Below are 21905 nucleotides of genomic sequence, written 5' to 3' on the forward strand. Positions count from 1 at the left end.
GCCTCACAAAGGGTTTGGGATTAGGTATACCAGAAGGCTTGCCTTCCTCTCGCCCGGCTGCCATCCATCGCATGTGCGCTCGGGGCGTGGCGTGGACGCGCTGTTCCCAGCAGCCAGACAACACACAGCAAGTCTTCAATGCTGGGGAGGAAAGACGTGGCCCGAAACATCCTGATCCTGGGGGCCTCCTACGGCTCGCTCCTGGGAACCAAGCTCCTGATGGCCGGTCACAACGTGACCCTGGTGTGCCGGCGGAAGACCGCGGACCTGATCAACCGCGAAGGGACCGAGGTCCGCATCAAGCTGCGCGACGAGAAGGAGCACCGTGCGATCCACTCGCGCGACCTGCCCGGCAAGGTCGACGCGATGCCGCCGGAAGACGTCGACGTGTCGCGCTACGACCTCGTCGGCCTCGCCATGCAGGAGCCGCAGTACAACAACCACACGATCCGCGTCCTGATGATCAAGATCGCGGCGGCGAAGCTGCCGTGCCTGTCGATCATGAACATGCCGCCGCTGCCCTACCTCAAGCGGATCCCGGCGCTCGCCGCCATGGACCTCGAGGACGCCTACACCAATGCCGGCGTGTGGGACCGGTTCGAGCCGGGGCTGGTGTCGCTCTGCTCCCCCGACCCGCAGGCCTTCCGGCCGCCGGAGGAGGAGGCGAACGTCCTCCACGTCGGCCTGCCGACGAACTTCAAGGCCGCGACCTTCGCGGACGAGGCCCACAACCGGCTGCTCCGCGAGCTGGAGGCCGACATCGACGCCGTCCGCCTCGACGGGCACGACGTGCCGGTGAAGCTCAAGGTGTTCGACTCGCTGTTCGTGCCGCTCGCCAAGTGGTCGATGCTGCTCACCGGCAATTACCGCTGCATCACCCCGGGCGAGCCGCAATCGATCCACGACGCCGTGCACGGCGACCTGGCGGCCTCGCGGGCGATCTACGACCACGTCGACGGCATCGCCCGGAAGCTCGGCGCCGACCCGGCCGATCAGGTACCCTTCGAGAAGTACGCCAAGGCGGCCGAGAGCCTGCTGAAGCCGTCCTCGGCGGCGCGGGCCGTGGCGAACGGTGCGCCCTACATCGAGCGGGTCGACCTGCTGGTGAAGCTCATCGCGCACCAGCTCGGCGAGCCGAACGCCGAGATCGACCGCACCGTCGCGACCGTCGACCGCAAGCTCGACGAGCGCATCATCGAGGGCTGACGACCGCTGCCTTCGCTCCGCTCCGTCATCACGAGCGGAGCGGAGCGACCCAGGGCGTCGCGCCCTCCCTTACTCCGCCAGATCCAGGAAATGCCGCCCCTGGCGGTCGTCGATCTCGATGATCCAGAGATCGGAATCGAACCGGATCTCCTTGGTCAGGCGCTCCTCCACGTCGAGCGGGCTCCCGCCGGAGACGATCGCGGCGAAGCGGCGGTCGCCGCTCTCCTCGGCCTCGAACAGGGCCTGCGGCGCCGGCCCGTAGAGGTCGGCGCTGCCGTCGAGCCGATCGACCTTCACGAAGATCGCGCCCGCCTCCGCGGATCCGCGCCGGCGCAGCACCGCCGGGATGCCGGCGACGTCCAGGCGCCGCAGATGGGCCGAAACCCAGAAATCGGAGCGCAGGCGCATGCGTGTGTTGCCCTGTGAGCCTCGGCGCGCCGGGGGAGGGCGGTCCGCGGCGCCGCGGACGGACCCTGAACCCCGCGGTCCGGAGCGGTGCGGCCTCCGCCATGCGCGAAAGCGGCGGTTCGGGCAAGCTCGGGCGCTCGACGCGGCGCCATCAGAGAGTGACGGTTCAGCGCGCCGAATATTCCGGCAAGAATTCCAGCCTTTTTCGGGATTAAAAAAGGATTGATCGATGTGCGTCAACGCACATCTATAGTATTTTCTGCTGATTAACTGAGCAAAGGGAGCCCGAATTCGCATGTCACGATGATTTAAGGAGCACTCCGATGCGGAGAATGACCTCGCTCGCGACGCTGATGGTCGCCTGCCTGTGCGGTGTTGTGCCGTCGGCCCACGCCCGTCCGGAGACGCTCATGGATTTACTGGGCAACCGCGAGTCCAAGTCGTGCCCGCGCTACCAGCGGACTCCGAGCGATCCCTGTAACATCGTCGTGCACCGGCCCGGCGGTAATCCCACGCAGGACATGACCGGGTCGATCGGCCACGCGAAGTCCTGGCAGGCCAACGGCGGCCCGCGCTGCAAGACGATCTGCCGGTTCACCGGCACGCAGTACTGAGGGTCGCGCTCTCACGACGATCGGCACCCGCGCCGCTCCGGCGGAGCGGGTGCCGCCACACTCGCGCTAGCCGTGGCCCGCCCGGGCCACCAGTTCGCGCAGGGTCCGGCCCGTCGCCTCTCCGGTCACCGGCAGCTTGGCGCCGCGCTCGAACTTCTCGATCGCCGCGCGGGTGCCGGGGCCCATCGCGCCGTCGGGCTTCACCGCGTAGCCGAGCTTCGACAGCGCCTTCTGGGCGCGCAGCACCAGATCTCCGTCCTTCTCGCTCTTGGCCGCCTTGGCGTCCTTCGCCTCTTTGGGGGCCGGCTTGGCGGCCGGCCGAACCGGCGACGCCTTCGGGGTGACCGAGGCGGTCGTCTCCTCGGACCGGATCAGCTCGCCGATCGCGTCCCGGGCCGCGGGTTTGGCGGGGACCGGCGCGGCGGCGCGGTCGGCCTCGATGACCCGCACCGGATCCCGCGCGGGTTCCCGGGCGGCCTCCCTGGCGGCCTCCCTGGCGGCCGGCGCCGCCTCGCGGGGGGCGGGTGCCTTCTGGGCGAGCTTCGGCAGGATCGGCGCCGGGTGGCGCCCGGTCTGGTAGCCGAGGGCGTTGACGCAGACGAAGCCCGCCGCGCCGAGGGCGACGAGACTGCCCAGGACGGCGCCCGGACTGGTCCGGCAGGTGGCGCCCGTCGCCTTCAGCGCGCCGACGAGCACGGTGCGCCAGTCACCCTGGACCGCGGCGCGGCCCGGTGCGGACCGGCGCGCGCGGCCGGGTTCGCCCGGTACGGTGATCTCGCGGTAGCCTGACATCATGTCTCCTTCCGGGGATCTTCGGGTCAGCCGGTGCGGCGCAGGACCGGGTCGGCTGGGGCCGCGGCGAGGCCCGGCTCCGCGTCGAACAGGCCGAGCGGCAGGCGCACCACGCGGCGCGGCGCCGGGGCGCCCCCCACCGCCGTGCGGATCGGGGCCGGGCCGTGGGCGGCCGCCGGGGCCTGGCAGACCAGGGGCAGGGTGACGGTCACCACGGTCCCGGCCTGCGGGGCGCTCTCGATCAGCAGGGAGCCGCCGTGGAGGCCGACGAGGCCCTGGACCACCGACAGACCGAGGCCGGTGCCCTCGTGCTGGCGCTTGTAGCCGCCGCTCCCGGCCTGGAAGAACGGGGTGCCGAGCTTGGGCAGGTCGTCCGCGCCGATGCCGAGGCCGGTATCGGCCACGACGATGTCCAGGGTGCCGGCGCCGCGCCGCAGGGACAGGTCGATGCGGCCGCCCGACGGGGTGAATTTCACGGCGTTCGAGATCAGGTTGATCAGGACCTGCCGGCAGGCGGCGGGATCGGCCGTGATCTCCACCGGTCCCGACGGGGCGGCGGTGAGCACGACGCCGGCGGCGTCGGCCTTCAGGCGCATCAGGTCGCAGCAGGCCCGGAGCAGGTCCGCGATGTCGAAGGCCTCGGGGGCGCAGTCGAAGTTGCCACTCTGGATCCGGCTCATGTCGAGCAGCGTGTTGACGACGCCGAGCAGGTGGTGGCCGGAGGCGCCGATGATGCCGGCATATTCCCGCGCCTGAACCGGGCCGAGGCTGACGGCGCCTTCGCCCGCCAGGACCTCCGAGAAGCCGATGATCGCGTTGAGCGGCGTGCGCAGCTCGTGGGTGACGTTGGCCAGGAACCGGCCCTTGATCGCGTCGGCCCGCTCGGCCTCGGCGCGGGCCCGCTCCAACTCCACGGCGTGCCGGTGGTGCTCGGTCATGTCGCGGGTGACCGCCACGACCGCCATGGCGGCGTCGTGCGGGCCGTGCTCGATCCGGTGGGCGCGCATCTCGGCGTAGATCAGGCTCGCGCCGTCGGCGCGGCCGGTCTCGGCCTCGACGTGCAGGCGCAGGGGCAGGGTCGCGGGCCGCCCGGTCGCGGCGACGTCGCTCACCGCCTTGAGGAAGGCGGGACGGTCGGCGACGTGGACGCGCTCCAGCAGGCCGTGTCCGCGCAGCCGGGCCGGGTCGCTGCCCAGGAGCCGCACGGCCGAGACCGAGGCCTCCAGCACGCGGCCGTTGCGGTCGTGCCAGGTCACGAGGTCGTCGATCGCCGAGAGCAGCAGCCGGTCGCGGGCCTCGTTGTCGCGCAGCCGCTCGCGCCACGCGCCCTCGTTGCGCATGTGCTCCAGGGCCTGGGCGGCGACGTGGCCGATCGCCGTGATCGCGAAGGCCGGCAGGGCGATCGCGGCCGAGATGTCCATGACCGGCAGCGCGCCGGCCCAGGCACCGAGGGCCACCACGGCCAGCACGCCGAGGACCGCCATCGCGGCGGCCGCGATCGTCGCGCGGAGCGAGCCGGAGACCAGCGCCTCCAGGGGAATCGCCACGAGCCAGACGGCGGCGGGCGAGGTGACGCCGCCGGTGACGCCCGCCAGGGCGACGACGAGGCCGGTCAGGCCCGCCGACGAGACCGCGTGGGCGACCCACAGGGATCCGGTGCGGGTGAGGAGGACGGCGGCGAGGACCGGCAGAAGCAGGCTGGCGATCGCCAGGACCTCGAAGCCCGACGGCACCCCGCGCCACAGCAGGTAGGGCGGCAGCCCGGCCATCATCACGGCGCCGGTCGCCAGCCGCGACACCAGGAAGCGCTGGTGGCGCGCGCGGGCGGCCGGATTGTCGGCCACGGATTCGTGGACGAGGCCCGCGAGCCGTTCGTCGATCAGCGACGTCAGGACAGTCTTGATGGTCAAGGTTGGCACGCGTCGCGCTGGCTGCGTTCCCGCATCCGTCGCGCCTCCGGTTCGACTTCGAACGACTACCGGACGGTCGCAGAGCCGGCTTAAACGAGTGTTGCGGGACTTGTCCGAATGGTCGGGATGCTTTCCGCGAGGTAACCAGCCGATCGCGAACAAGCTTCGTTCACCATCGTGCGGGAAAGCTCGAGTTGGTAGAGGCCCGGTTCACGAAATCCGTCGAATGCTTCGCGCGATCTCGAGCGGAGGAACCGTCCCATGACCGTCCTGCTGCGCGCCGCGCTGGTGATCGGCGTGCTCTCCTACTTCGCCATGCTCCGCACCGGGGCGGATCCGGCCGGGGAGGCCCGGAAGCTCGCCGGGGCCGTTCCGGGCGCCCAGGCGGTCGTGCCGGCCGCCCTGGAAGCGGTCCCGCCCGAGACCCGGGAGCGGGCGGTCCGCGCCGTGCTGGCCCGCGGCCTGATGGCGGAGCTGAGCCGCCGCGCCGCCGAGGCGCCGCCCTCGAACGACACCCTGCAGGAGACGGACCGGCAGCCCGCTTGGCGGGGCGCCGATCCGGAGAGCGATCCGCGGAGCGATCCCCGGACCGGGCCGCGCTGACGGCCGGCCGGTCAGGCCGGCTCCCCGCCGCTCGCCGTCCGGGCCCGCGCCGGCACGGGCGGCCGCTGCCCGGCGGCGCGCTCGGCGCCCTGGCGCAGCTTGGCCTCCGGGCCGTGCGCCGGCTGGTGGGCCTCGCTCCGCCCGCGCTCGGCGAGCGGCCGGTCGAGGATCGCGGCGATCAGGTCCCGCGAGGCCGGGCGGCTCACGGTGCGGAACAGCCGGACGAGGTCGGCCACGCGCTCGGCCGAGCGCGCCACCCCCTGGTTGAGGGTCAGGAAGATGTAGACCGCCTCTTCCTCGTGCAGGCCGGCGGCCCTCAGGCCGAGGGTCAGCAGGTCGTAGCGGGCGCTCGCGTCGGCGACCACGGTCAGGAAATCGCGCGGCAGGCCGAGGCCGTCGGCCAGCGCCGCCATGAAGGCCGGCACGTCGCGGGCGGCGGACAGGCCGGTCAGGGTCTCGCCGAGGCCGCGGGGCGGCGGCGGGCAGGGGCGCAGGGCGGCGGTCGCCTCGACGGCCCGGCCGATCACCGTGCGGCGCAGCGGGTCGGCGTGCAGGTACAGGGGCACGAGGTCGGCGGCCGACACGTCGGGCCGGACCAGCAGCAACCGGGCGAGGTCGGGGGCGGTGCGGCCGCGATCCACGAGCCGCGACAGGGCCGCGCCCCGCAGGGTGTGGCCGAGATTGGCCGCCAGCGCGCGGTCGATCTCGGGGCGTCCCTCGCGGGACAGTTCGTCCACCGCCTCCCGGCTCAGCCCGGCCCGGGCGGCGATGCGGGCGGCGATGTCCGACCCCTCGGCCAGGGCCGCCTCGATCAGGCGATGGCTCAGGGTCGGGGCCAGTTCCACCACCGCGTCGCGGGCGCCGCCGCCGCGCAGGGCGAGGGCCTCCAGAACCGCGGGGGGCGTCTCGGGGCAGGGGGCCAGCTTGCGGGCCACGACCCGGGCCGTCTCCTCGTCCACCGTCGGGATCAGCCCGCAGGCCAGGGACTCGAAGATCTCGATCTCGCTCCGGTCCCGGGCCGCGGCCCGGACGAACAGGTCCGTCTGAACCCGGAGGATCACCGGCTTGAGATCGAGATTCTCGATGCGTGACAGTTCGAGGAGCCCGGACAGGTCCGGCGGAGCATCGACGGATGGGGGCATGGAGGATCGGTTACGCAAGACTGCAGTAAGGTCACGCTAACCGCATCGACGTGAATCGACCTTTAAGCCGCCTCCGCGGCGACCGTGCCGTCCTGCGCCAGGATGGCACCCTCCCGGCTCAACCCCGGCCGGACTGTCAGTGCGACTGTCAGTGCGTCAGCCAGAGCACGAGCCCGAGCCCCACGGCCGCCGCGACGATGATGCCGGCATAGAGCGGCAGGACCCAGGGCTGTCGCTGGTGCGGGTAACCCTTGCCCGCCCGCTCCGAGGGGGCGCGCTCGTTCTGCCGTGCGATCCGGACTTCCTGGGGCGTCGGCGGTGTCCCGCCGGCCTCCTCGCAGGTCCCCAGCGGAGCCGCGCCGATATCCATGTGCGGAGTCTTGTCGGCGGTGCGGCCGCTGTCGATGTCGCCCTTGAGTTGCGCGGCGGTGGGCGCCTCGGAATCCGGCGGCGGGTCGCAGGGCAGGTTCGCGGGCGGCGGCGGGGTCTCGGATCGCAGCGTCATCGGGGGGCTCCACTCTCCGGGGGTAACGCCCGATGGGCCCGGTCGGCTTCGGCCAGGATGTCGCGGATCTCAGCCGTCCCCGGCGCCCCGCTTCAGCAGCGGTCGCGCGAGCATCGTCCCGTCCGCGGCGAAGCCGGCGGCGTCGCAGAAGGCGCGCAGGGCCGCCTGGTCCGGCCCCGCGGCCAGGAGCAGCCGGTCGCAGCCCGCCTGCCGCGCCGCCCGGCCGGCCGCCTTCAGCAGGACCCGGCCGATGCCCCGGCGGCGGGACTCGGCGGCGACGGCGAGGCCGGTGATCAGGCCGAAGGGCCGCGGCGCGTCGAGGGTCCGCACGGGGGCGACGGCGATGAGGCCGTTCGGCGGTCCCCATTCCACGGCCACGAGCGCGGTCCCGCCGGCCCGCTGCAGGGCCTCGATCCGGGCCGCGAGGTCCGCGGCGCCGACCTCGACCCCCGCCTCGCCCAGCAGGGCCGCGAGACCCGCGGCGTCGGACCCCGCGGCGGCGCGGATCTCCAGCCCGTAGCGATTGCCCAAATCCCGCTCCCGATCGGCGTGTCCGGCCGTTCAACGCGCGGCGACCTCTCTCGATACGGCGCTATTCCGCGGACGGTGCTCACCGCCGGCCCGGCGACGCCGCGCGCGACGCGGTCGCGCTGCGCCGCGCGCGGAACGCGGCGGGCCGTCCGCGCTTTGCTCTCCCGTCTGCGGGTCGGGGAGCGCATCATGGCAGGGCGGGTGACGGATCGATCCCCCGACGGAGAGGCCGGCCGGGCGGCGCCAGAGACCGTGCCGGAGACCGCGCCGGTGTCCGGGCGGCCGGTGACACGGCCCGGGATGGCCGAGGCGGAGCCTGAGGCGGGGGCCGAGGCGGCCGAGCGGCACAAGGCCGAGACGGAGATCGCCGCGGGCGACGTCGCCGACGATCTCGCCGACTTCGCGTGACGGACCGGCGCGCGGGACGCGCGCCGGCCGGTATCCACGAGCCCGGGCAGCGCCGGGCTCAGGCCGGCGTCTGGGCGGTTCAGGCCGTCTCTTTGGCCTTGCGGGGGCGGCTCGCGCGCTTCGGCTTCTCGGCCGTCTCCGCGACGGGCTCGGGAGCCGGTGCCGGGGCGGCGGCTTTGCGGCGCTGCTGGCCGAGGCCGAGGCTGCGGGCGAGTTCCGAGCGCTGGGCCGAGTAGCTCGCGGCCGTCGACGGGTAGTCGCGCGGCAGCCCGAAGCGCTCGCGATACTGCTCGATCGTCAGGCCGTTGCGCGACAGGTGCCGCTTCAGCGTCTTGTACGGCTTGCCGTCGATGAACGAGATCAGGGCGTCCGGCGTCACCGACTTGCGGATCTGGGCCGGCGTCGGCTTGTCGGCCGCCTCGGTCACCGTCGCCGTGGGGGCGGACAGCTTCGTCAGCGCGGCGTGAACGCCGGCGAGCAGACCGGGCAATTCGCTGATCGGCACGGAATTGTTCGAGACATACGCCGAGACGATGTCGGAGGCCTGCTCGATAAAAGTCTGCTGCTGCTCAGTGGCGTTGTCGTCCATCGATGATTCCCTCTATCCGACCGTCCTGGGACGGTTCTAACGTCTGTGCAGCAAAATCAAGTCGTCGTCGAGCATTTCCCTACACAATGCCCCGGCCATGAACACGCATATTATTCAAACCGTGGGTCGAGCTGAAATCGACGGTCGAGCAAACCGACACCCCGGAGCCGAGGTTGGATGAGACCGGGCGACGCGGACGGGCGCCGGTTATGCCTTCCGCCGCGATCTCGCCGCCGGCTTCCTCTGCGAAGATCCGTCTCCGGTCTGATGAGAGGCGCGGAACTTCACGCGGCGGCCCGCCGCGATGTCCCGTGAGCCTTCGGGGCGGGACGAACGTTTCGGCCAGACTGTCACGTGATCTGCGGCGGACCGGTCATGGCCTCGGACGCGGGCGGGCGATAAGGATCCGGGCAGGGCAGGATCCGGGGCGATCGACGTGGACCAGCAAGAGGACCAGCAATCCGAGCCGGGCACCGTCTTCGGCGCCATCATCCCGTTCGTGGATCACTGCGGGATCGAGGCGCTCGACCTGCGCGCGGGCCGGACGCGGCTGCGCCTCGCCCTGCGGCCGGAGCACGCCAACAACCTGGGCATCGCCCATGGCGGCGCGCTCTGCACCCTGCTCGACGTCGCCCTGGGGACGGCGGCGCGGCTGCGGGCGGGGCGTCCCGTGGTGACCCTCGACATGCAGACCCGATTCCTCGCCCCCGGCCGCGGCGTCCTGATCGCCGAGGGACGGGTCAGCCGGGCGGGGCGGTCGGTGATCTTCTGCGAGGCCGAGATCCGCGACGAGGCCGGCGAGCTGGTGGCGACCGCCACGGGGCTGCTCAAGCCCGTCGGCGAGCGGCCGGCACCCGCGTAGGGCGGTCGTCGCCGCCCGGGGCCCCGGCCGGGATGCCGGTGCGGGCGCCCTGCGCGCTCATGCGGGGCGGCGACCGCATTGACGTGCGCCCGGCAGGGTGGAAAAGCCTGTGTCATGACGATGCCGGACGACGCGCGCGCAGCCCTGGCTGCGCCTCCCTCCGAGGCCGACGTGACGGCCATGAAGTCCGAGGCCGCGGCGTGGTTCGAGACGCTGCGCGACCGGATCGTCGCCGCCCTGGAGACCCTCGAGGCGGAGGCCACGGGCCCGTTCCATCCCGACGCGCCCGAGGCGCCCGGGACGTTCGAGAAGACGCCGTGGAACCGGACCGACCACACGGGGCGGCCGGGCGGCGGCGGCGTGATGGCGATGCTGCGGGGCCGCGTCTTCGAGAAGGCCGGCGTGCACATCTCGACGGTGCACGGCGAGTTCGCGCCGGAATTCCGCGCCCAGATGCCCGGCGCCGCCGAGGACCCGCGCTTCTTCGCCACCGGCATCTCGCTGATCGCCCATCCGTGGAACCCGCACGCGCCGACGGTGCACATGAACACCCGGTTCGTCGCGACGACGCGGGCGTGGTTCGGGGGCGGGGCGGACCTGACGCCGGTGCTCGACCGGCGTCGCACGCAGGACGATCCGGACAGCCGCCACTTCCACGCCTGTCTGGAGCGGGCCTGCACGGCGCACGGCATCGATCACGCCCGCTACAAGGCGTGGTGCGACGCGTATTTCCACCTCCAGCACCGGAACGAGCCGCGGGGCATCGGCGGGATCTTCTACGATTACCTCTGGAGCGGGACGCCGCAGGCCGACCTCGCCTACACCCGCGACGTGGGCCGGGCCTTCCTGGAGGCGTACCCGAAGATCGTGCGCGACAATCTCGGCACGCCCTGGACCGAGGCGGACCGCCACGAGCAGCAGGTGCGGCGGGGCCGCTACGTGGAGTTCAACCTGCTCTACGACCGGGGCACGATCTTCGGCCTGAAGACCGGCGGCAACGTCGCCTCCATCCTGTCCTCGATGCCGCCGACCGTGCGCTGGCCGTGAGTGCGGGTCTGCCGGCCGCCTACGCGCCGCAGCAGGACGCGGCGCTGAAGGCGATCGCCGCGTGGCGGCGGGACGGGGGATCGCAGGTGTTCCGGCTGTTCGGCTACGCCGGGACCGGCAAGACGACGCTCGCCCGCCGCATCGCCGAGGATGTCGACGGCACGGTGGTCTACGGCGCCTTCACCGGCAAGGCGGCCTCGGTGATGCGCCAGAAGGGCTGCTACGACGCCGCCACGATCCACTCGCTGATCTACCGCACCAAGGAGGCGGAGGAGGGAGGCCCGACCTTCACGCTGAACCGCTCGGGCCCGGCCGCCAAGGCCGACCTGATCATCATCGACGAGTGCTCGATGGTCGATTCCGACCTCGGCAACGATCTCCTGTCCTTCGAGCGGCCGGTCCTCGTCCTGGGCGACCCGGCGCAGCTGCCGCCGGTGCGCGGCGGCGGCTTCTTCACCGAGGCGGAGCCCGACGTGATGCTCACCGAGGTGCACCGGCAGGCGAAGGACGACCCGATCGTCCGCATGGCGATGACGGTGCGCGAGGGCGGCCGGCTGGAGCTCGGCAGCTACGGGCAGAGCCGGATCGTGTCGCGGCGCGCCCTGGATCCGGCCGAGGTGCTCGAGTGCGATCAGGTGCTGGTCGGTCTGAACAAGACACGCCGCCTCTACAATGCCCGGCTGCGCGAACTCGCCGGCCACACGGACCCGATGCCGGCGATCGGCGAGAAGCTGGTCTGCCTGCGCAACGACCGGGTGAAGGGCCTGCTCAACGGCTCGACCTGGACCGTGCAGGCGCTGCGCGCGCCGCCGCGTCCGGACCTGATCCGCCTCGACGTGGTGCCGGAGGACGATCCGGCGCTCCGCCGGAAGCCGACCGACATCAAGGTGCTGCGCGCGATGATCTCCGGCACGGACGAGGAGATCCCGCTGTTCCTGCGGCGCGAGACGGATGAGTTCACCTACGGCTACGCGCTGACCGTGCACAAGGCGCAGGGGTCGCAGTGGGACCGGGTGACGCTGTTCGACGAATCCTACGCGTTCCGCGAGCACCGGGCGCGCTGGCTCTACACCGGTCTGACCCGCGCCGCGCAGGCGATCACCGTGGTGGTCTGATCCGGCGCCGGCGCGCGACGTCTCGCTTGTGAAGCGGGACCGCGCGTGCTACGCACCGCCCGTCTCATCGAGGCACCTTGCGGAGAGGTGGCAGAGCGGTTGAATGCACCGCACTCGAAATGCGGCATGCCTGCAAGGGCATCGGGGGTTCGAATCCCCCCCTCTCCGCCAGTCTACTGCTTGAGGCGGTCTCGCTGAGGCCTCTTGGCCCTTGTTTCCGCTGCGCTTTCCCGTCCGAACGGCTTGACATAGTTTCACCCAGTCCTGCCCGATAGAGCTCCTGCTGCTGGGGCAGATGCTGGGGGTTGGGCGGACACATGGCTCGCGCGGTCAACAAGCTTACCGCTTTGACGGTCTCGCGTACGAAAGAGCCGGGTCGCTACGGCGACGGCGCAGGCCTTTATCTTGTCGTCGATCCGGGCGGCTCGCGACGCTGGATCATGATCTTCCGGCACGGAGGACGGCAACGGGAGATGGGGCTCGGAAGCGCTTCCGTTGTCTCGCTCGCCGACGCCCGTCGGCGCCGGGATGAGACCCACCGCCTCATAGCAGAGGGCCGAGACCCGATTGCGGAGAAAAATCGACCTGATCTTGCCAAAGCGCGGGCTGTGACTTTCGGTGCCTTCGCTGACACGCTCCTGCCGGAGTTGGCCAAGGGCTTCAAGAACGAGAAGCACAGAGCGCAATGGGTCTCCACGCTCAACACCTACGCCGTCTCATTGAGGGCCAAACCGGTGGCGGAAATTACCACCGACGACGTGCTGGCCGTCCTCTCGCCAATTTGGACGACAAAGAATGAGACGGCCGCACGGGTGCGAGGACGGATCGAGCGCGTTCTGGACGCTGCCAAGGCCAAGGGGCTGCGCTCGGGAGAAAACCCAGCCCGCTGGCGCGGTCACCTCGATCAGTTATTGCCCAAGCGCCGAAAGCTTGCTCGTGGTCATCATGCTGCCCTGCCTTTCGCAGAGGTGCCGGCCTTCGTTGCCGCGCTCCGCACACGCACGGCGATCTCGGCTCTTGCCCTCGAATTCACAATTCTCACTGCGGCGCGTGTGGGTGAGGTTCTGCAATGCCCGTGGTCAGAGATCGACCGGAAAACCAATACCTGGATCATACCAGCCTCGCGGATGAAAGCGGAGCGCGAGCATCGAGTGCCGCTCAGTCCGCGTGTGCTCGAAATCCTTGATGCTGTCGAACCGCTACGCCGAGGCAACCTGGTGTTCCCGAGTTTCCGCGCTGACAAGCCGATGTCTGACATGGCGCTCAGTGCGCTGCTCAAACGCATGGGCGTCCGAGCGACGACGCATGGCTTCCGGTCATCGTTTCGGGACTGGGCCGGAGAGACCACAAACTACCCTCGCGAGGTGGCTGAGGCAGCGCTGGCGCATGCAGTCGGGAACGCGACGGAACAGGCCTATCGACGCGGCGACGCTCTTGAGAAACGCCGCGCCCTGATGAGCGCTTGGGCCGAATTCGTTGCGTCAGGAGCCTCGGAATGAGCGAAGACTCGGTCGACGATGGCGCCGTTGATGCAGGTAGCCATAAGCATGCAGTGCTGTTCGCACATGTCGGTGTAAGTGATCCGACGGACTGGCGCGCGGTCGCGCTGCGGCTTGCTAACCGGTACGCTCCGGAATTGCTGGGCGGTGTGCACACGAGCACGCCTGTTTCCGGAGGCAAGAAGGTCGGCAGACCCAAGAAATGGACGGATCTGCAAAACTCAAAGCTGTTATTATACGTTGAGTTGGTGAGGGACGCGTCGCGGGACGGATTGATACGGTCGGATCTCGTCACGAATACAGCTATCTGCCGCTTTATCGCGGGTTCATCGCCTGACTCGGAGTGGATCCCCGAGGCGCTCGGGTTGGAGCCGGGAACCAGCCCGGCGACTCTCGAAAATCGCTACCGTTTGGCTGTCAAGCTCCAATACGGTGTGGCGGCCAACGAAAATCGCCGCTGAATTTCCGTGGCAGGTCGGGTGCCACGGAAATTTCGACGGCCTTTTACTGTGGGAGCGTAGCCAGTAGCCCTCTCTCCATAGCCCAGCTGGGCCCAGGAGAGTTTCGATGAACGAACACTACAAAATGGCGCAGGAGTTGCCACCCGCCAGCACCCAGGTGCTTACGATCGCCGAGATGTGCGCGACCTACCGCATCAGTAAGAACCGCGTCTTCGACGAGATGAGGGCCGAACGCCTTCCGGCCAAGCGGATCGGTTCGCGTGTCCTGATCAGCCGAGAGGACGCCCAAACGTGGTGGAACACACTGCCGAGCCGGAGGGCTGCGTGAGCAAGCGCAAGATCTACGTGAGCGAGGACTTCCACATCCTCGCGAAAGCCCTGTACGAGGCAAGCTTACGGCAGAGGGGCGAACGCTTCCGATGCACAAGCCTAGCGGAAAACTTAGCAGCTGAGATCGAAGCATCCCGACCATTCGATCCGGATGAAGCCGCAGCGGCCGATATCTTCATAGAAGGCATGTGGATGGGCCTGGACTGGCCGGAGCACCGCATCGAACTGGGCACCGCGAGCGCCAAAGCGTGGCTCGCGTCGGCGTCGGCGGCGAAAGGCGAGGGCGACGCCTTCTACTCCAACTAAACACTAGTTGACATTGCGGGCCGGCGGGCCGAGGGCGCCGCCGGCCAGTACCTTCATCTTCGCGCATGCAGAATGAGCACTCGCAGCCGACTATTGAATAGCTTGTCGAGCTAGCGGGCAGACTCTAACGACCCGCTCGTGATGCGCCTTAAAAAAGGGTCTAATTTTTTATCTAGAAATAGGGCCGCCCTCAAAAGGCAGGCGCATTTACGCAAATATTAAAAGCATTTTTTCGAACATCGAACATCGTAGGCAGCAACTTCAGTTAGGGAGACGTCACATCAACGGTGATGACCGCGTCAGCTTCTTCGCAGTCGAGAGTGTCTAAGGGGAGAAGCTTGGCCGCACGGCAGCATGAAAGAGGCCATTGCCTACTCAATTTTGACCCGCGGTTCCAGCTTCCGTACGCGCCCATCCGCCTGGGCGGTCGACGCAGTTGAGCAATAAACGCCGGTCGTCCACAGCTAGGCGAAGCTAGTCATCAGAGAATTTATGGCCTCCGGGCTCAGAGAAAAAATCCATCAGGACCAGTAACAGGGGGCGAACCCGCCGCGATGGCCTGCCAGGGCGTGACGCGACAGGGTGTCGGACAGGAACTTGATCAACTGGAATCACAATGCCACAGGCAATCTAGATGCGCGGGAACTTCCCGTAGGTGAACAGCGAGATCAGCCACTACTGATGGGGCATGAGGTTAGCCCGGCCGTTTTGGCCTTACTCGGTCTCGAGCACAATCTTAGAAAGCCACTCGCGGACGCGATGTGCAGCATCGTCGCCGATGTCCTGATCGGACACTGTGAGGGCCGAGCCACCTCGTTCAGCCTTAACCGAAACGCCTACACGACTCTGCGCCGCTATCACCCTTTGATGACCTACGCGAACGTGCGGCAGGGCGTCATGCACCTTGAGGGCGCGGGCCTCCTTGAGGTCGAGCGCGGCAAGAACTGGCGCGATGGCGGCAAGGGAAAGCAGTCTCGAATGAAGGCAACCGACGACCTGATCACCCGCCTCGGCGAGCAGCCGGCCGTGAACCGCCGGGTCGGCGCCGAAGTCCTGATCATGAAGGACGCAAGCAAGCAGATCGTGGGGTACGCAGAGACCGAACGCACGATCGCGACACGGAAGGATATCCGGGCCCAGAACGAGGCCCTAGCGTCGGCTGAGATTCGCCTCGAGGTCGAGGACGTGAACTGGACTGAGTCCGGCCCCGTCATTGTCCCGGGCCTGCTCGACGCCAACGGCAACCAGAAGAGGTCGATGTTCATTAGGCCCGACCACCTCGAGCTACGCCGGATCGCCAACAATGGGAGCTGGAAAGAGGGGATGCGTTGGTATGGCCACTTCGCTCAGAACTTGCCGAAGGAGCGACGGCGCCAGCTCACCATAGGGAGCATGCCGGTCGAACTGATCGACTTCGGGGCCTCGCACCCGAACCTGCTCTACGCCCAGGCCGGCAAGGTACTCGATGGTGACGCCTACGACGTCCCCGGCTTCGAGCGTGACGAGATCAAACTCGCCCTGCTCATCCTGATCAACGCGGGCAGCCGGCAACAAGCGGTCGGCGCGATGGCCTTTAGGCTGGCGAATAGCGAGATTTTCGAGGGCCAGGCAATCACAGTGCGTCCGGACCATCGGGACAATGCTCGCCGGCTCCTCGACGCGGTGGCGGTGCGGCACGAGGCCATCGCCGGATCCTTCTGCGCGGGCTGTGGCACTCGCCTACAGGCACTCGAGGCAGTAATCCTTGGCGCTGTCATGCGGGCAGCCAGGAAGCGCGGGATCATCACCGTGCCCGTGCATGACGAGATCGTCGTCGCTGCCCCGGAGGCCGACTTGGTACGCGATCTCATGGTCGAGAAGTGGGTGTCCGCCTGCGGTGCATTTCCGCTGTTATGACAAGCACTTATGGGCGGAAGATCTTACATATGGTATACTTTCCTCTTCCCTCCTTTCCATCCCCTCCTATCGCTGGCGTTGTTGGGTTTTTTTGTCCGGCTATTGTTGCGCATGTGGCAGATTGACCGGGCTGCACCTCCCAGACGCTGCGCGATCCGCACTACGCCGCGTAGGGACGCATCAAGTTGTCGTACGTCTCGATACTTTGGGCCCAGCGCAGGGCCTCTTGCATCGCCGCTGAGATCGCAACTCCGCGATGCGGTTGTCCGGGGCGGCTGTTTTCTCCCAGGCTTCGTATAGGGTTCCTTCTGTTGAGTTGACGCACACGGACGACTCGCGGAAGGCGTAGGCCGTGCGGGTCTGAGGTATGGCTCAGACTGTCTGTGTGATCTCGAGTGCCGCCGACCTGACCCGCCTGTCCGCCATCGTCGCGGATCGGACACGACCTCTCAAGCACATCCAGCGCGCCAGGATCGTCCAGCTCTCGGCCAAACGCCCGTCCGTCCTCCAGGTCGCCCAACAAGCTGGCGTCAGCCGACCCGCCGTCTGGCGCTAGCAGCAGCGCTTCGCCGAGGAGGGTGTCGACGCCTTGCTGCGCGACAAGACCCGCTCGCCCGGCAACCCACCTCACTCTACAGACATCCTGGTCAAGGTGCTGACCCTGACTGGCTCCGAGCCGCCTAGTGGGGTCACCAACTGGACCGGTCGCGGCGTCGCTGCAGCGATCTGCATCTCCTTGCTCGGTTCAGCGCATTTGGCAGGAACACCGCCTGCAGCCGCACCGGGTTCGCACCTTCAACCGCTCTGCCGCCTCGGCTTTTGGCGAGAAGATGGAGGACATCATCGGCCTCTACTTGGACCCGCGCCGTCAGGCGGTGGTGCTACCTGTGAACGAGAAGAGCCAGATCCAGGGTCTTGAGCGCACCCGGCACGACCGACCGCTCCAATCGGGACGGCGGGCCACGCACCCTCACGACTACGTTCGTCATGGCACCACGACGTTGTTTGCTGCGCTCAACGTGCTGGAGGGGACTATGATCGACCGCTACATGCCGCGCCACCGGCACGAGGAGTTCCTGCGCTCGCCTTGGCGCCGTCGAGGCTGCGGTCCCGGCCAGCTAGGTGGTCCACGTGGTGCTCGCCGGCCGGGCACCGCGTAGTGAAGTACGCGAGCGCCCCGTCCGCCAGGCTGCGCCGCATCAGCAGGCCGCGCGTCCACAGGCTCTGATCGTGCGCGGCTTCGAGCGCGTCGGACCGGAGCGTGGCTAGCGGCAGATAGGCCCAATCGAACAGGCGAGGTCGTTTGGTACCGGCTCCGGCCGAGAGGCGCAGCCAGTCCCAGTCGGAGATGTCTTTGGCGATGTCCTCGGCGGGGCCTGCGACGTCGAGGTTTGCGACCCAGGACCAGAAGTGATGCTGACCGCTGACGCCCAGCACGTAGCCGATGTCAGCACACCGAAGCGTTGGCTCGATCTCGCCCACGCCGTAGATGCTGTCGGCCGCCACCAAGACAAACGGCACCTCTGCCTGGATGGCCCGCTCGATCATGGCGAGCGCCAGCTGCGGCTTGGTGGCAAAGGTGGTCGCCTTTGGCACATGCGCCGCTTGCCTTCGGGCTGGATCCCCGGTCCAGGCTTTGGCAGGTACATCGACGGTCAATGAAGGCGTGGCCCTGATCCGAGATGGAGGCGGCAAACACCCCGATCTGGAGGTTGGTGATCTTGCCGGCCGAGCCTGTGTGCTGCAGGCCGACACCGCACAAGGCTTTGCCCTGCTTCAGAAAGCCGATCTCGTTGGCCACGAGAACAGCGTCAGGTGAGGCGAACGTCTCGACGTCGTCATCGCGCACCACATCGTGCAGAGCCTCCGCATCCCAGTGCGTGCGACCGAGGATGGCCCGCTGGCGCCAGGGACCCGGATCCCCGGCGGCCACGACCGGCATCCAGCCGGTCTTGCGCCGCTCACCTCCGAGCAGGTCGTTCAGGAAGGCGTTGGCCGGGGCAGCGACACTGCGGGCAGCAAAAAGCAAGCGGATGCGCTGCTTGGCCTGCCAAGGGTCATCGACCAGAGCTCCAGCGTGGACTCCAGCGAGGCTGAGGCTCGCCTCCCCATCCGAAATCTCTTAGATAGGAGTATTAGTCTGCAACTATAATGCTAGGGCGTCTCTGTAAACTCGGTGCAAGCACACAAAACTATGAGTTCACGCCCTTTGGCGCACCGCAGGCCGAGCGGATTCTATGCCAAATACGAATGAAGACAGCAAAAAGCTGGCGCGCTCGCACTAATGAGACATGTTGCAGATACGCCCTAGCAACCTTCCAGCCGGCGTTGTACAGAGCCAGCTTGATACAATAAATAGACGGCGGGCGGTGATGGGGCATATGCGCAGATTCCTCGTGTACGCGCTTGTGGTTAGTATAGGGCTCCAAAACGAAGCTCATTCACAAACTCCGCTCGAGAAAATTCAGAATGACGTCGCCGGTTTGAAAGAACAGGCTCAGTCTACACAACAAGCTCAGTCAGAAATACTAAGAACTCTTGCTACGATCCTGGCGAAGCAGGTCGCGGGCGAAGCCAAGCCAGATAAAGAGACGGCGCAGAAAAAAGCTGCAGATGCTGAGAGTCGGGGCCTGTCACAGGATCTCGTAAAGAGTCTTGAGGATCCTACGAAGTTCAATGCACTCGAACCGTCGGTCGCTAGCCTCGTCCAAAAGTGCGTGGGCGGCGCTGCCAAGGCCAAGGTAACGCCAGAAAATTTCAATTTTAAGCTAGAGGGCTGCAGTCAAAAAGACATCGACAACCTTAAAGAGGGTCTTCTAAAGCAAGAGTCGGATGCTGTAGCCACATTTTCGAAGTGTCGGTCGGTTGTTGCATCAAAAGCTGGCGAATATGAGAGCCTCCTTCCTCGCAACATCAACGACGTCGATCCCAAGAAACTCTCAGCTCTTGGCAGCTACCCAGATCCCGATGTCAGGAAATGCGCCGAAGATATCGACAGAGCGGCTCGGCAGATCACCCAAGCGAAAGATGCGAAAGCGCTGCTCTCAACGGCTCTGACTATGGCGGCAAACGTGTGCTTCGCGAGTGGTGGAAACCCCTACGTCTGCGGCGCCATGCTCTTCGTTGCTATTCTGATGAGTATTTTCGACGGCAGTGGCGGCGGAAAGGGAAAGGGCCCAGGAGACGGAGACAAGGATACCCCGACCGGGTCAGGGAGCACATCGACAATCAGCGTCGGGCCAAGTCGTGAGGGTGACCTGGAGAAAGAGGTTCGTGAAAAGACGGCCGATCAAGCCATTAACCGTGGACCAAGTGAAAATTTGGCTACTCCTGGCGGCGATCCGGACGTGACCTGCCAAGGCGTGCCAACTGGACAAATACGCTGCCGTCTAAAGAGCAAGCCCGGAAGCGAACGTTTTTTCGGAGGTGATCCGCTACTGACGCGGGTAGCACGCAATCCTGGGCCCGGATTGGTAGTGGTTTGCAAGGGCGGCTCTGGAATCAAAGGTATCGCAGTCCGCGACGGCGACACAAATAATTATTCCGCATTCGGGTACACTCGGGAGCTGCAACAAGAGCCCATCGCAAAGCTGAAAACTTCGGCGGAAGCCTGCAATAGAATCGTTGATTAGCTCCGATGCCGAAGCGTCGACGGGTACGTTCCAACCTTTATCAGGTAGATTTTATCGCGGCTCTCTTCGGCGCCTTCCTTCTCCTTTGGATATCGAAGCCGTCAGGAAGTCCAAGTGAGACGGAGACAGCTGTCGTCGTGATGGAAAGTGATTGTCCCAACGATGACGGCATATCGCTTCTGCCGGAGGAGGCAAGGAGATGCATAGGCAAGGACGTTCTAAAGCTAGCGGACTCGTTCCTGCAACTTGAAGCCTGCCCGTACAAATCAGCCACCTTAAACGAGAGCTTCCTTTGGGACTCGGCAGGCCCTGTCGCTGCATTGGCGCCATTTGTATTCTCCGGAAGTTCTGTCGGAAACCGCGGCATCATTCAATTTTCTGGCCTAGCCATCGTCCCGGGCGACGTCCCTGAGCACAGGTTTCGGGCCGTGGGATACGGCTCATCTACTCCACCTAGATATGTAATCGGCGCAGCTTATACGGGGTGGATCGCCAGTAACACTTGCTCGCAAGGGCCATGCACACTTCAGTATGGAAAAATCAGTTTTCCAGTGAAGCAGCAATGTCAAATCCATCTCTATTCACTTGCTTGGCCTGAGACATGCCTCACGGCAACGGTTCAGACCGGTGATCCGGCTGCCATCTTCCCGTTGAGGTCATGCCGGCCATGAGAAGCGTACGCCGAGCGGATTGGTTTTCTGTAGTCGCGACAGACCTTTTTTGCGGAGCACTGGGAGCCATCATTATCTTCGATGCCGCGACCCCGAAGAGTCCCAAAGCAACAGAAGGGCCTGGCGAATTCGTCATGTCATACCCTGCGGAGGATTGCCGGAAGACTCTGGTTGTCGTGCGCCTTTCAGCAACGGGCGCGTCAAAGTTGATCACGTCCGCCGGTAGCGACCAGGACGGGAATCAATGTCGTAAATTGATTGATCTGTCGGAAATCGACGGGCTGACCATTGACGAGGTTTTGTTAGCCAAAGGCCAGAACCATGTTGAGGTCCAGTTCGAAAGCCGGCTGGGACGCCCCTGGAAGTGCTTCACGAGAACGGGCGAGTGCCGATGACGCGCATCTATCTGTTGGTAGTCTTTGCTCTTTGGACAGCTTTCTCTCCCGCTGCAGCCTGCGAGATCGGCCCGGGCACAATCCTGGCCATATCGGCGGCCGGCAACACGTTACTAGACGTTCGTGTATCCTCCGAAGGCAAGGAAGAGAGTGTCTGTTTGCAGGCCATTCCTCTATGTAGTTGGAGCGGAAAGCCATCGAGCGGTTTTGTCGATGCAATCAAGAACGCTAAGGTCTCTGATGAAGGCTGTCATACAGAGTTTTATCGCAAAAACGACATCGACTATGCTCGAAGGTTGACCTGCGACCCGTCGGCACCGTTGGCGCGGCCGCTCATGTTTGCTAGTCGAATCCTGGCGGCTGTGGGCAATAATCGCTGTGTATCACCTGCCGTTCTATCAACAACGTCCGAGGCAGTTCTCTTTCAAGCTAGAATACAAAGTCTAGACTTAGAATATTGTGTTAAATTTCAATGGTCAAAAGCAGGAAAAATTTCTTTATCGTTTGCCCCTGCGTGTAATCAGTTTAAACCATCTACAAGCACGCCCGCGTCCCCAGTCAGCATTCATGTCGACGGCCCTAAAGCGTCGATCTTATTCGCGGTAAAGCTCAACGAAAATCACAGTTGGATCCTAGAATCCGTCTCGGCTCAGCCGAGTACGCCGTACCTTTCTCGTTGGGCAAATACAGTGCTAAATTTGGACGTTAGCAAGCTTATACCACCGGAAGATGACCGTAATCGCGGCACGGGCGAGATGCAGTCGTCGAATCTGATCGGCCACTGGACGGCTGCAATGCTTTTCGCGGGCGGCATCACCGATGGGGACCTAGCCGTGCGCGCATGGATGGCAGAGTTGGAACTCGGCAATCACGACAGAGCGAAAAACACGCTGCTGCGCTCAGAGTGCATCGAGCCTACGGATGTTGCATCATGCCATTGATACTAGACTTTTTCTGGGGTCCTGACGTCGGTCGTCTTCGGT

At 66.4% G+C, this 21905-nt stretch carries 21 protein-coding genes, 1 tRNA gene and 2 pseudogenes; 16 read left to right on the forward strand and 8 right to left on the reverse strand.

Features of this window, described 5'->3' with window-relative positions; all coding sequences use genetic code 11:
* The first annotated feature begins 156 nt into the window (after positions 1-156).
* Positions 157-1206 (forward strand): ketopantoate reductase family protein, encoded by a 1050-nt coding sequence (locus tag ACLBXO_RS01750; protein WP_331316853.1) that lies wholly within the window; start codon positions 157-159, stop codon positions 1204-1206.
* A 69-nt stretch (positions 1207-1275) separates the two neighbouring features.
* Here the strand turns inward: ACLBXO_RS01750 and ACLBXO_RS01755 are convergent, their stop codons facing one another.
* Positions 1276-1614 carry a DUF1491 family protein gene (locus ACLBXO_RS01755; protein WP_331316852.1) on the reverse strand — a complete coding sequence of 113 codons (339 nt, stop codon included), beginning with the start codon at positions 1612-1614 and terminating at the stop codon, positions 1276-1278.
* Positions 1615-1937: 323 nt separating this feature from the next.
* Here ACLBXO_RS01755 and ACLBXO_RS01760 point away from each other — a divergent pair, with 323 nt between their 5' ends.
* Positions 1938-2228 carry a hypothetical protein gene (locus tag ACLBXO_RS01760; RefSeq protein WP_447684291.1) on the forward strand — a complete coding sequence of 97 codons (291 nt, stop codon included), beginning with the start codon at positions 1938-1940 and terminating at the stop codon, positions 2226-2228.
* Positions 2229-2294: 66 nt separating this feature from the next.
* On the opposite strand, the gene ACLBXO_RS01765 is transcribed toward ACLBXO_RS01760, so the two are convergent.
* Positions 2295-3020, reverse strand: coding sequence for a peptidoglycan-binding domain-containing protein (locus ACLBXO_RS01765; RefSeq protein WP_447684406.1), 726 nt, complete (start codon positions 3018-3020; stop codon positions 2295-2297).
* 26 nt (positions 3021-3046) lie between these two features.
* Positions 3047-4939: a sensor histidine kinase gene (locus ACLBXO_RS01770; protein ID WP_447684292.1), complete on the reverse strand. Its 1893-nt coding sequence runs from the start codon at positions 4937-4939 to the stop codon at positions 3047-3049.
* 252 nt (positions 4940-5191) lie between these two features.
* Here ACLBXO_RS01770 and ACLBXO_RS01775 point away from each other — a divergent pair, with 252 nt between their 5' ends.
* Entirely contained in the window at positions 5192-5533 is a 342-nt protein-coding gene (locus ACLBXO_RS01775) for a hypothetical protein (RefSeq protein WP_447684293.1), read from the forward strand.
* A gap of 11 nt (positions 5534-5544) precedes the next feature.
* On the opposite strand, the gene ACLBXO_RS01780 is transcribed toward ACLBXO_RS01775, so the two are convergent.
* From ACLBXO_RS01780 to ACLBXO_RS01790, 3 genes are all read right to left on the reverse strand, one after another.
* The gene (locus tag ACLBXO_RS01780) at positions 5545-6675 is read right to left on the reverse strand and encodes a DUF2336 domain-containing protein (RefSeq protein ID WP_447684294.1); all 1131 of its coding nucleotides are present in this window, start codon (positions 6673-6675) and stop codon (positions 5545-5547) included.
* A gap of 148 nt (positions 6676-6823) precedes the next feature.
* Complete coding sequence (locus ACLBXO_RS01785; RefSeq protein WP_331316843.1) at positions 6824-7180, reverse strand: hypothetical protein; 357 nt, start codon at positions 7178-7180, stop codon at positions 6824-6826.
* Positions 7181-7249: 69 nt separating this feature from the next.
* On the reverse strand, positions 7250-7711 hold the full coding sequence (locus ACLBXO_RS01790; RefSeq protein WP_447684295.1) for an N-acetyltransferase family protein: 462 nt from the start codon (positions 7709-7711) through the stop codon (positions 7250-7252).
* 189 nt (positions 7712-7900) lie between these two features.
* Between ACLBXO_RS01790 and ACLBXO_RS01795 the strand changes: the two genes are divergently transcribed.
* The gene (locus ACLBXO_RS01795; protein ID WP_447684296.1) at positions 7901-8119 is read left to right on the forward strand and encodes a hypothetical protein; all 219 of its coding nucleotides are present in this window, start codon (positions 7901-7903) and stop codon (positions 8117-8119) included.
* Between the two features lie 79 nt (positions 8120-8198).
* Here ACLBXO_RS01795 and ACLBXO_RS01800 read toward each other — a convergent pair whose 3' ends face one another.
* Positions 8199-8708, reverse strand: coding sequence for a MucR family transcriptional regulator (locus ACLBXO_RS01800; protein WP_447684297.1), 510 nt, complete (start codon positions 8706-8708; stop codon positions 8199-8201).
* A gap of 436 nt (positions 8709-9144) precedes the next feature.
* Between ACLBXO_RS01800 and ACLBXO_RS01805 the strand changes: the two genes are divergently transcribed.
* The 10 genes and pseudogenes from ACLBXO_RS01805 to ACLBXO_RS01850 all read left to right on the forward strand — a co-directional run.
* Positions 9145-9570, forward strand: coding sequence for a PaaI family thioesterase (locus ACLBXO_RS01805; RefSeq protein WP_331316806.1), 426 nt, complete (start codon positions 9145-9147; stop codon positions 9568-9570).
* 114 nt (positions 9571-9684) lie between these two features.
* Positions 9685-10617, forward strand: coding sequence for an oxygen-dependent coproporphyrinogen oxidase (gene hemF / locus ACLBXO_RS01810; protein ID WP_331316805.1), 933 nt, complete (start codon positions 9685-9687; stop codon positions 10615-10617).
* Entirely contained in the window at positions 10614-11732 is a 1119-nt protein-coding gene (locus ACLBXO_RS01815) for an ATP-dependent DNA helicase (RefSeq protein WP_012321591.1), read from the forward strand. Before hemF ends, ACLBXO_RS01815 begins: the two co-directional genes overlap by 4 nt.
* Positions 11733-11813: 81 nt before the next feature.
* Positions 11814-11903: transfer RNA gene (locus tag ACLBXO_RS01820), tRNA-Ser, on the forward strand.
* A gap of 146 nt (positions 11904-12049) precedes the next feature.
* Positions 12050-13231 carry a tyrosine-type recombinase/integrase gene (locus ACLBXO_RS01825; protein WP_447684298.1) on the forward strand — a complete coding sequence of 394 codons (1182 nt, stop codon included), beginning with the start codon at positions 12050-12052 and terminating at the stop codon, positions 13229-13231.
* Positions 13228-13692, forward strand: a complete 465-nt coding sequence (locus tag ACLBXO_RS01830; protein ID WP_447684299.1) for a hypothetical protein — start codon at positions 13228-13230, stop codon at positions 13690-13692. The genes ACLBXO_RS01825 and ACLBXO_RS01830 overlap by 4 nt, the downstream gene beginning before the upstream one ends.
* Before the next feature lie 106 nt (positions 13693-13798).
* On the forward strand, positions 13799-14020 hold the full coding sequence (locus ACLBXO_RS01835; protein ID WP_447684300.1) for a helix-turn-helix domain-containing protein: 222 nt from the start codon (positions 13799-13801) through the stop codon (positions 14018-14020).
* Positions 14017-14328 (forward strand): hypothetical protein, encoded by a 312-nt coding sequence (locus tag ACLBXO_RS01840; RefSeq protein WP_447684301.1) that lies wholly within the window; start codon positions 14017-14019, stop codon positions 14326-14328. Before ACLBXO_RS01835 ends, ACLBXO_RS01840 begins: the two co-directional genes overlap by 4 nt.
* Positions 14329-14925: 597 nt before the next feature.
* On the forward strand, positions 14926-16224 hold the full coding sequence (locus tag ACLBXO_RS01845; protein ID WP_447684302.1) for a hypothetical protein: 1299 nt from the start codon (positions 14926-14928) through the stop codon (positions 16222-16224).
* 367 nt (positions 16225-16591) lie between these two features.
* Positions 16592-17337 (forward strand): annotated as a pseudogene (locus ACLBXO_RS01850) (IS630 family transposase); the annotation flags it as partial.
* A 27-nt stretch (positions 17338-17364) separates the two neighbouring features.
* Here the strand turns inward: ACLBXO_RS01850 and ACLBXO_RS01855 are convergent.
* Positions 17365-18336: pseudogene (locus ACLBXO_RS01855) on the reverse strand (IS701 family transposase); the annotation flags it as partial.
* 269 nt (positions 18337-18605) lie between these two features.
* Between ACLBXO_RS01855 and ACLBXO_RS01860 the strand changes: the two are divergent.
* Both ACLBXO_RS01860 and ACLBXO_RS01865 read left to right on the forward strand, forming a co-directional pair.
* Complete coding sequence (locus tag ACLBXO_RS01860; RefSeq protein WP_447684303.1) at positions 18606-19856, forward strand: hypothetical protein; 1251 nt, start codon at positions 18606-18608, stop codon at positions 19854-19856.
* 1062 nt (positions 19857-20918) lie between these two features.
* A complete protein-coding gene (locus ACLBXO_RS01865) occupies positions 20919-21863 on the forward strand; it encodes a hypothetical protein (protein WP_447684304.1) in 945 nt (314 codons plus the stop codon).
* The last annotated feature ends 42 nt before the right edge of the window (positions 21864-21905 follow it).

This window comes from Methylobacterium sp. C33D (assembly GCF_053345825.1).

What these genes read in the sequence shown, in the direction of transcription:
- ACLBXO_RS01795 (WP_447684296.1), top strand. Translation starts at nt 7,901, where the DNA reads ATGGCAGGGCGGGTGACGGATCGATCCCCCGACGGAGAGGCCGGCCGG.
- ACLBXO_RS01785 (WP_331316843.1), bottom strand. Translation starts at nt 7,180, where the DNA reads ATGACGCTGCGATCCGAGACCCCGCCGCCGCCCGCGAACCTGCCCTGC.
- ACLBXO_RS01825 (WP_447684298.1), top strand. Translation starts at nt 12,050, where the DNA reads ATGGCTCGCGCGGTCAACAAGCTTACCGCTTTGACGGTCTCGCGTACG.
- ACLBXO_RS01775 (WP_447684293.1), top strand. Translation starts at nt 5,192, where the DNA reads ATGACCGTCCTGCTGCGCGCCGCGCTGGTGATCGGCGTGCTCTCCTAC.
- ACLBXO_RS01800 (WP_447684297.1), bottom strand. Translation starts at nt 8,708, where the DNA reads ATGGACGACAACGCCACTGAGCAGCAGCAGACTTTTATCGAGCAGGCC.
- ACLBXO_RS01760 (WP_447684291.1), top strand. Translation starts at nt 1,938, where the DNA reads ATGCGGAGAATGACCTCGCTCGCGACGCTGATGGTCGCCTGCCTGTGC.
- ACLBXO_RS01830 (WP_447684299.1), top strand. Translation starts at nt 13,228, where the DNA reads ATGAGCGAAGACTCGGTCGACGATGGCGCCGTTGATGCAGGTAGCCAT.
- ACLBXO_RS01755 (WP_331316852.1), bottom strand. Translation starts at nt 1,614, where the DNA reads ATGCGCCTGCGCTCCGATTTCTGGGTTTCGGCCCATCTGCGGCGCCTG.
- ACLBXO_RS01765 (WP_447684406.1), bottom strand. Translation starts at nt 3,020, where the DNA reads ATGTCAGGCTACCGCGAGATCACCGTACCGGGCGAACCCGGCCGCGCG.
- ACLBXO_RS01865 (WP_447684304.1), top strand. Translation starts at nt 20,919, where the DNA reads ATGACGCGCATCTATCTGTTGGTAGTCTTTGCTCTTTGGACAGCTTTC.
- hemF (WP_331316805.1), top strand. Translation starts at nt 9,685, where the DNA reads ATGACGATGCCGGACGACGCGCGCGCAGCCCTGGCTGCGCCTCCCTCC.
- ACLBXO_RS01835 (WP_447684300.1), top strand. Translation starts at nt 13,799, where the DNA reads ATGAACGAACACTACAAAATGGCGCAGGAGTTGCCACCCGCCAGCACC.
- ACLBXO_RS01860 (WP_447684303.1), top strand. Translation starts at nt 18,606, where the DNA reads ATGCGCAGATTCCTCGTGTACGCGCTTGTGGTTAGTATAGGGCTCCAA.
- ACLBXO_RS01780 (WP_447684294.1), bottom strand. Translation starts at nt 6,675, where the DNA reads ATGCCCCCATCCGTCGATGCTCCGCCGGACCTGTCCGGGCTCCTCGAA.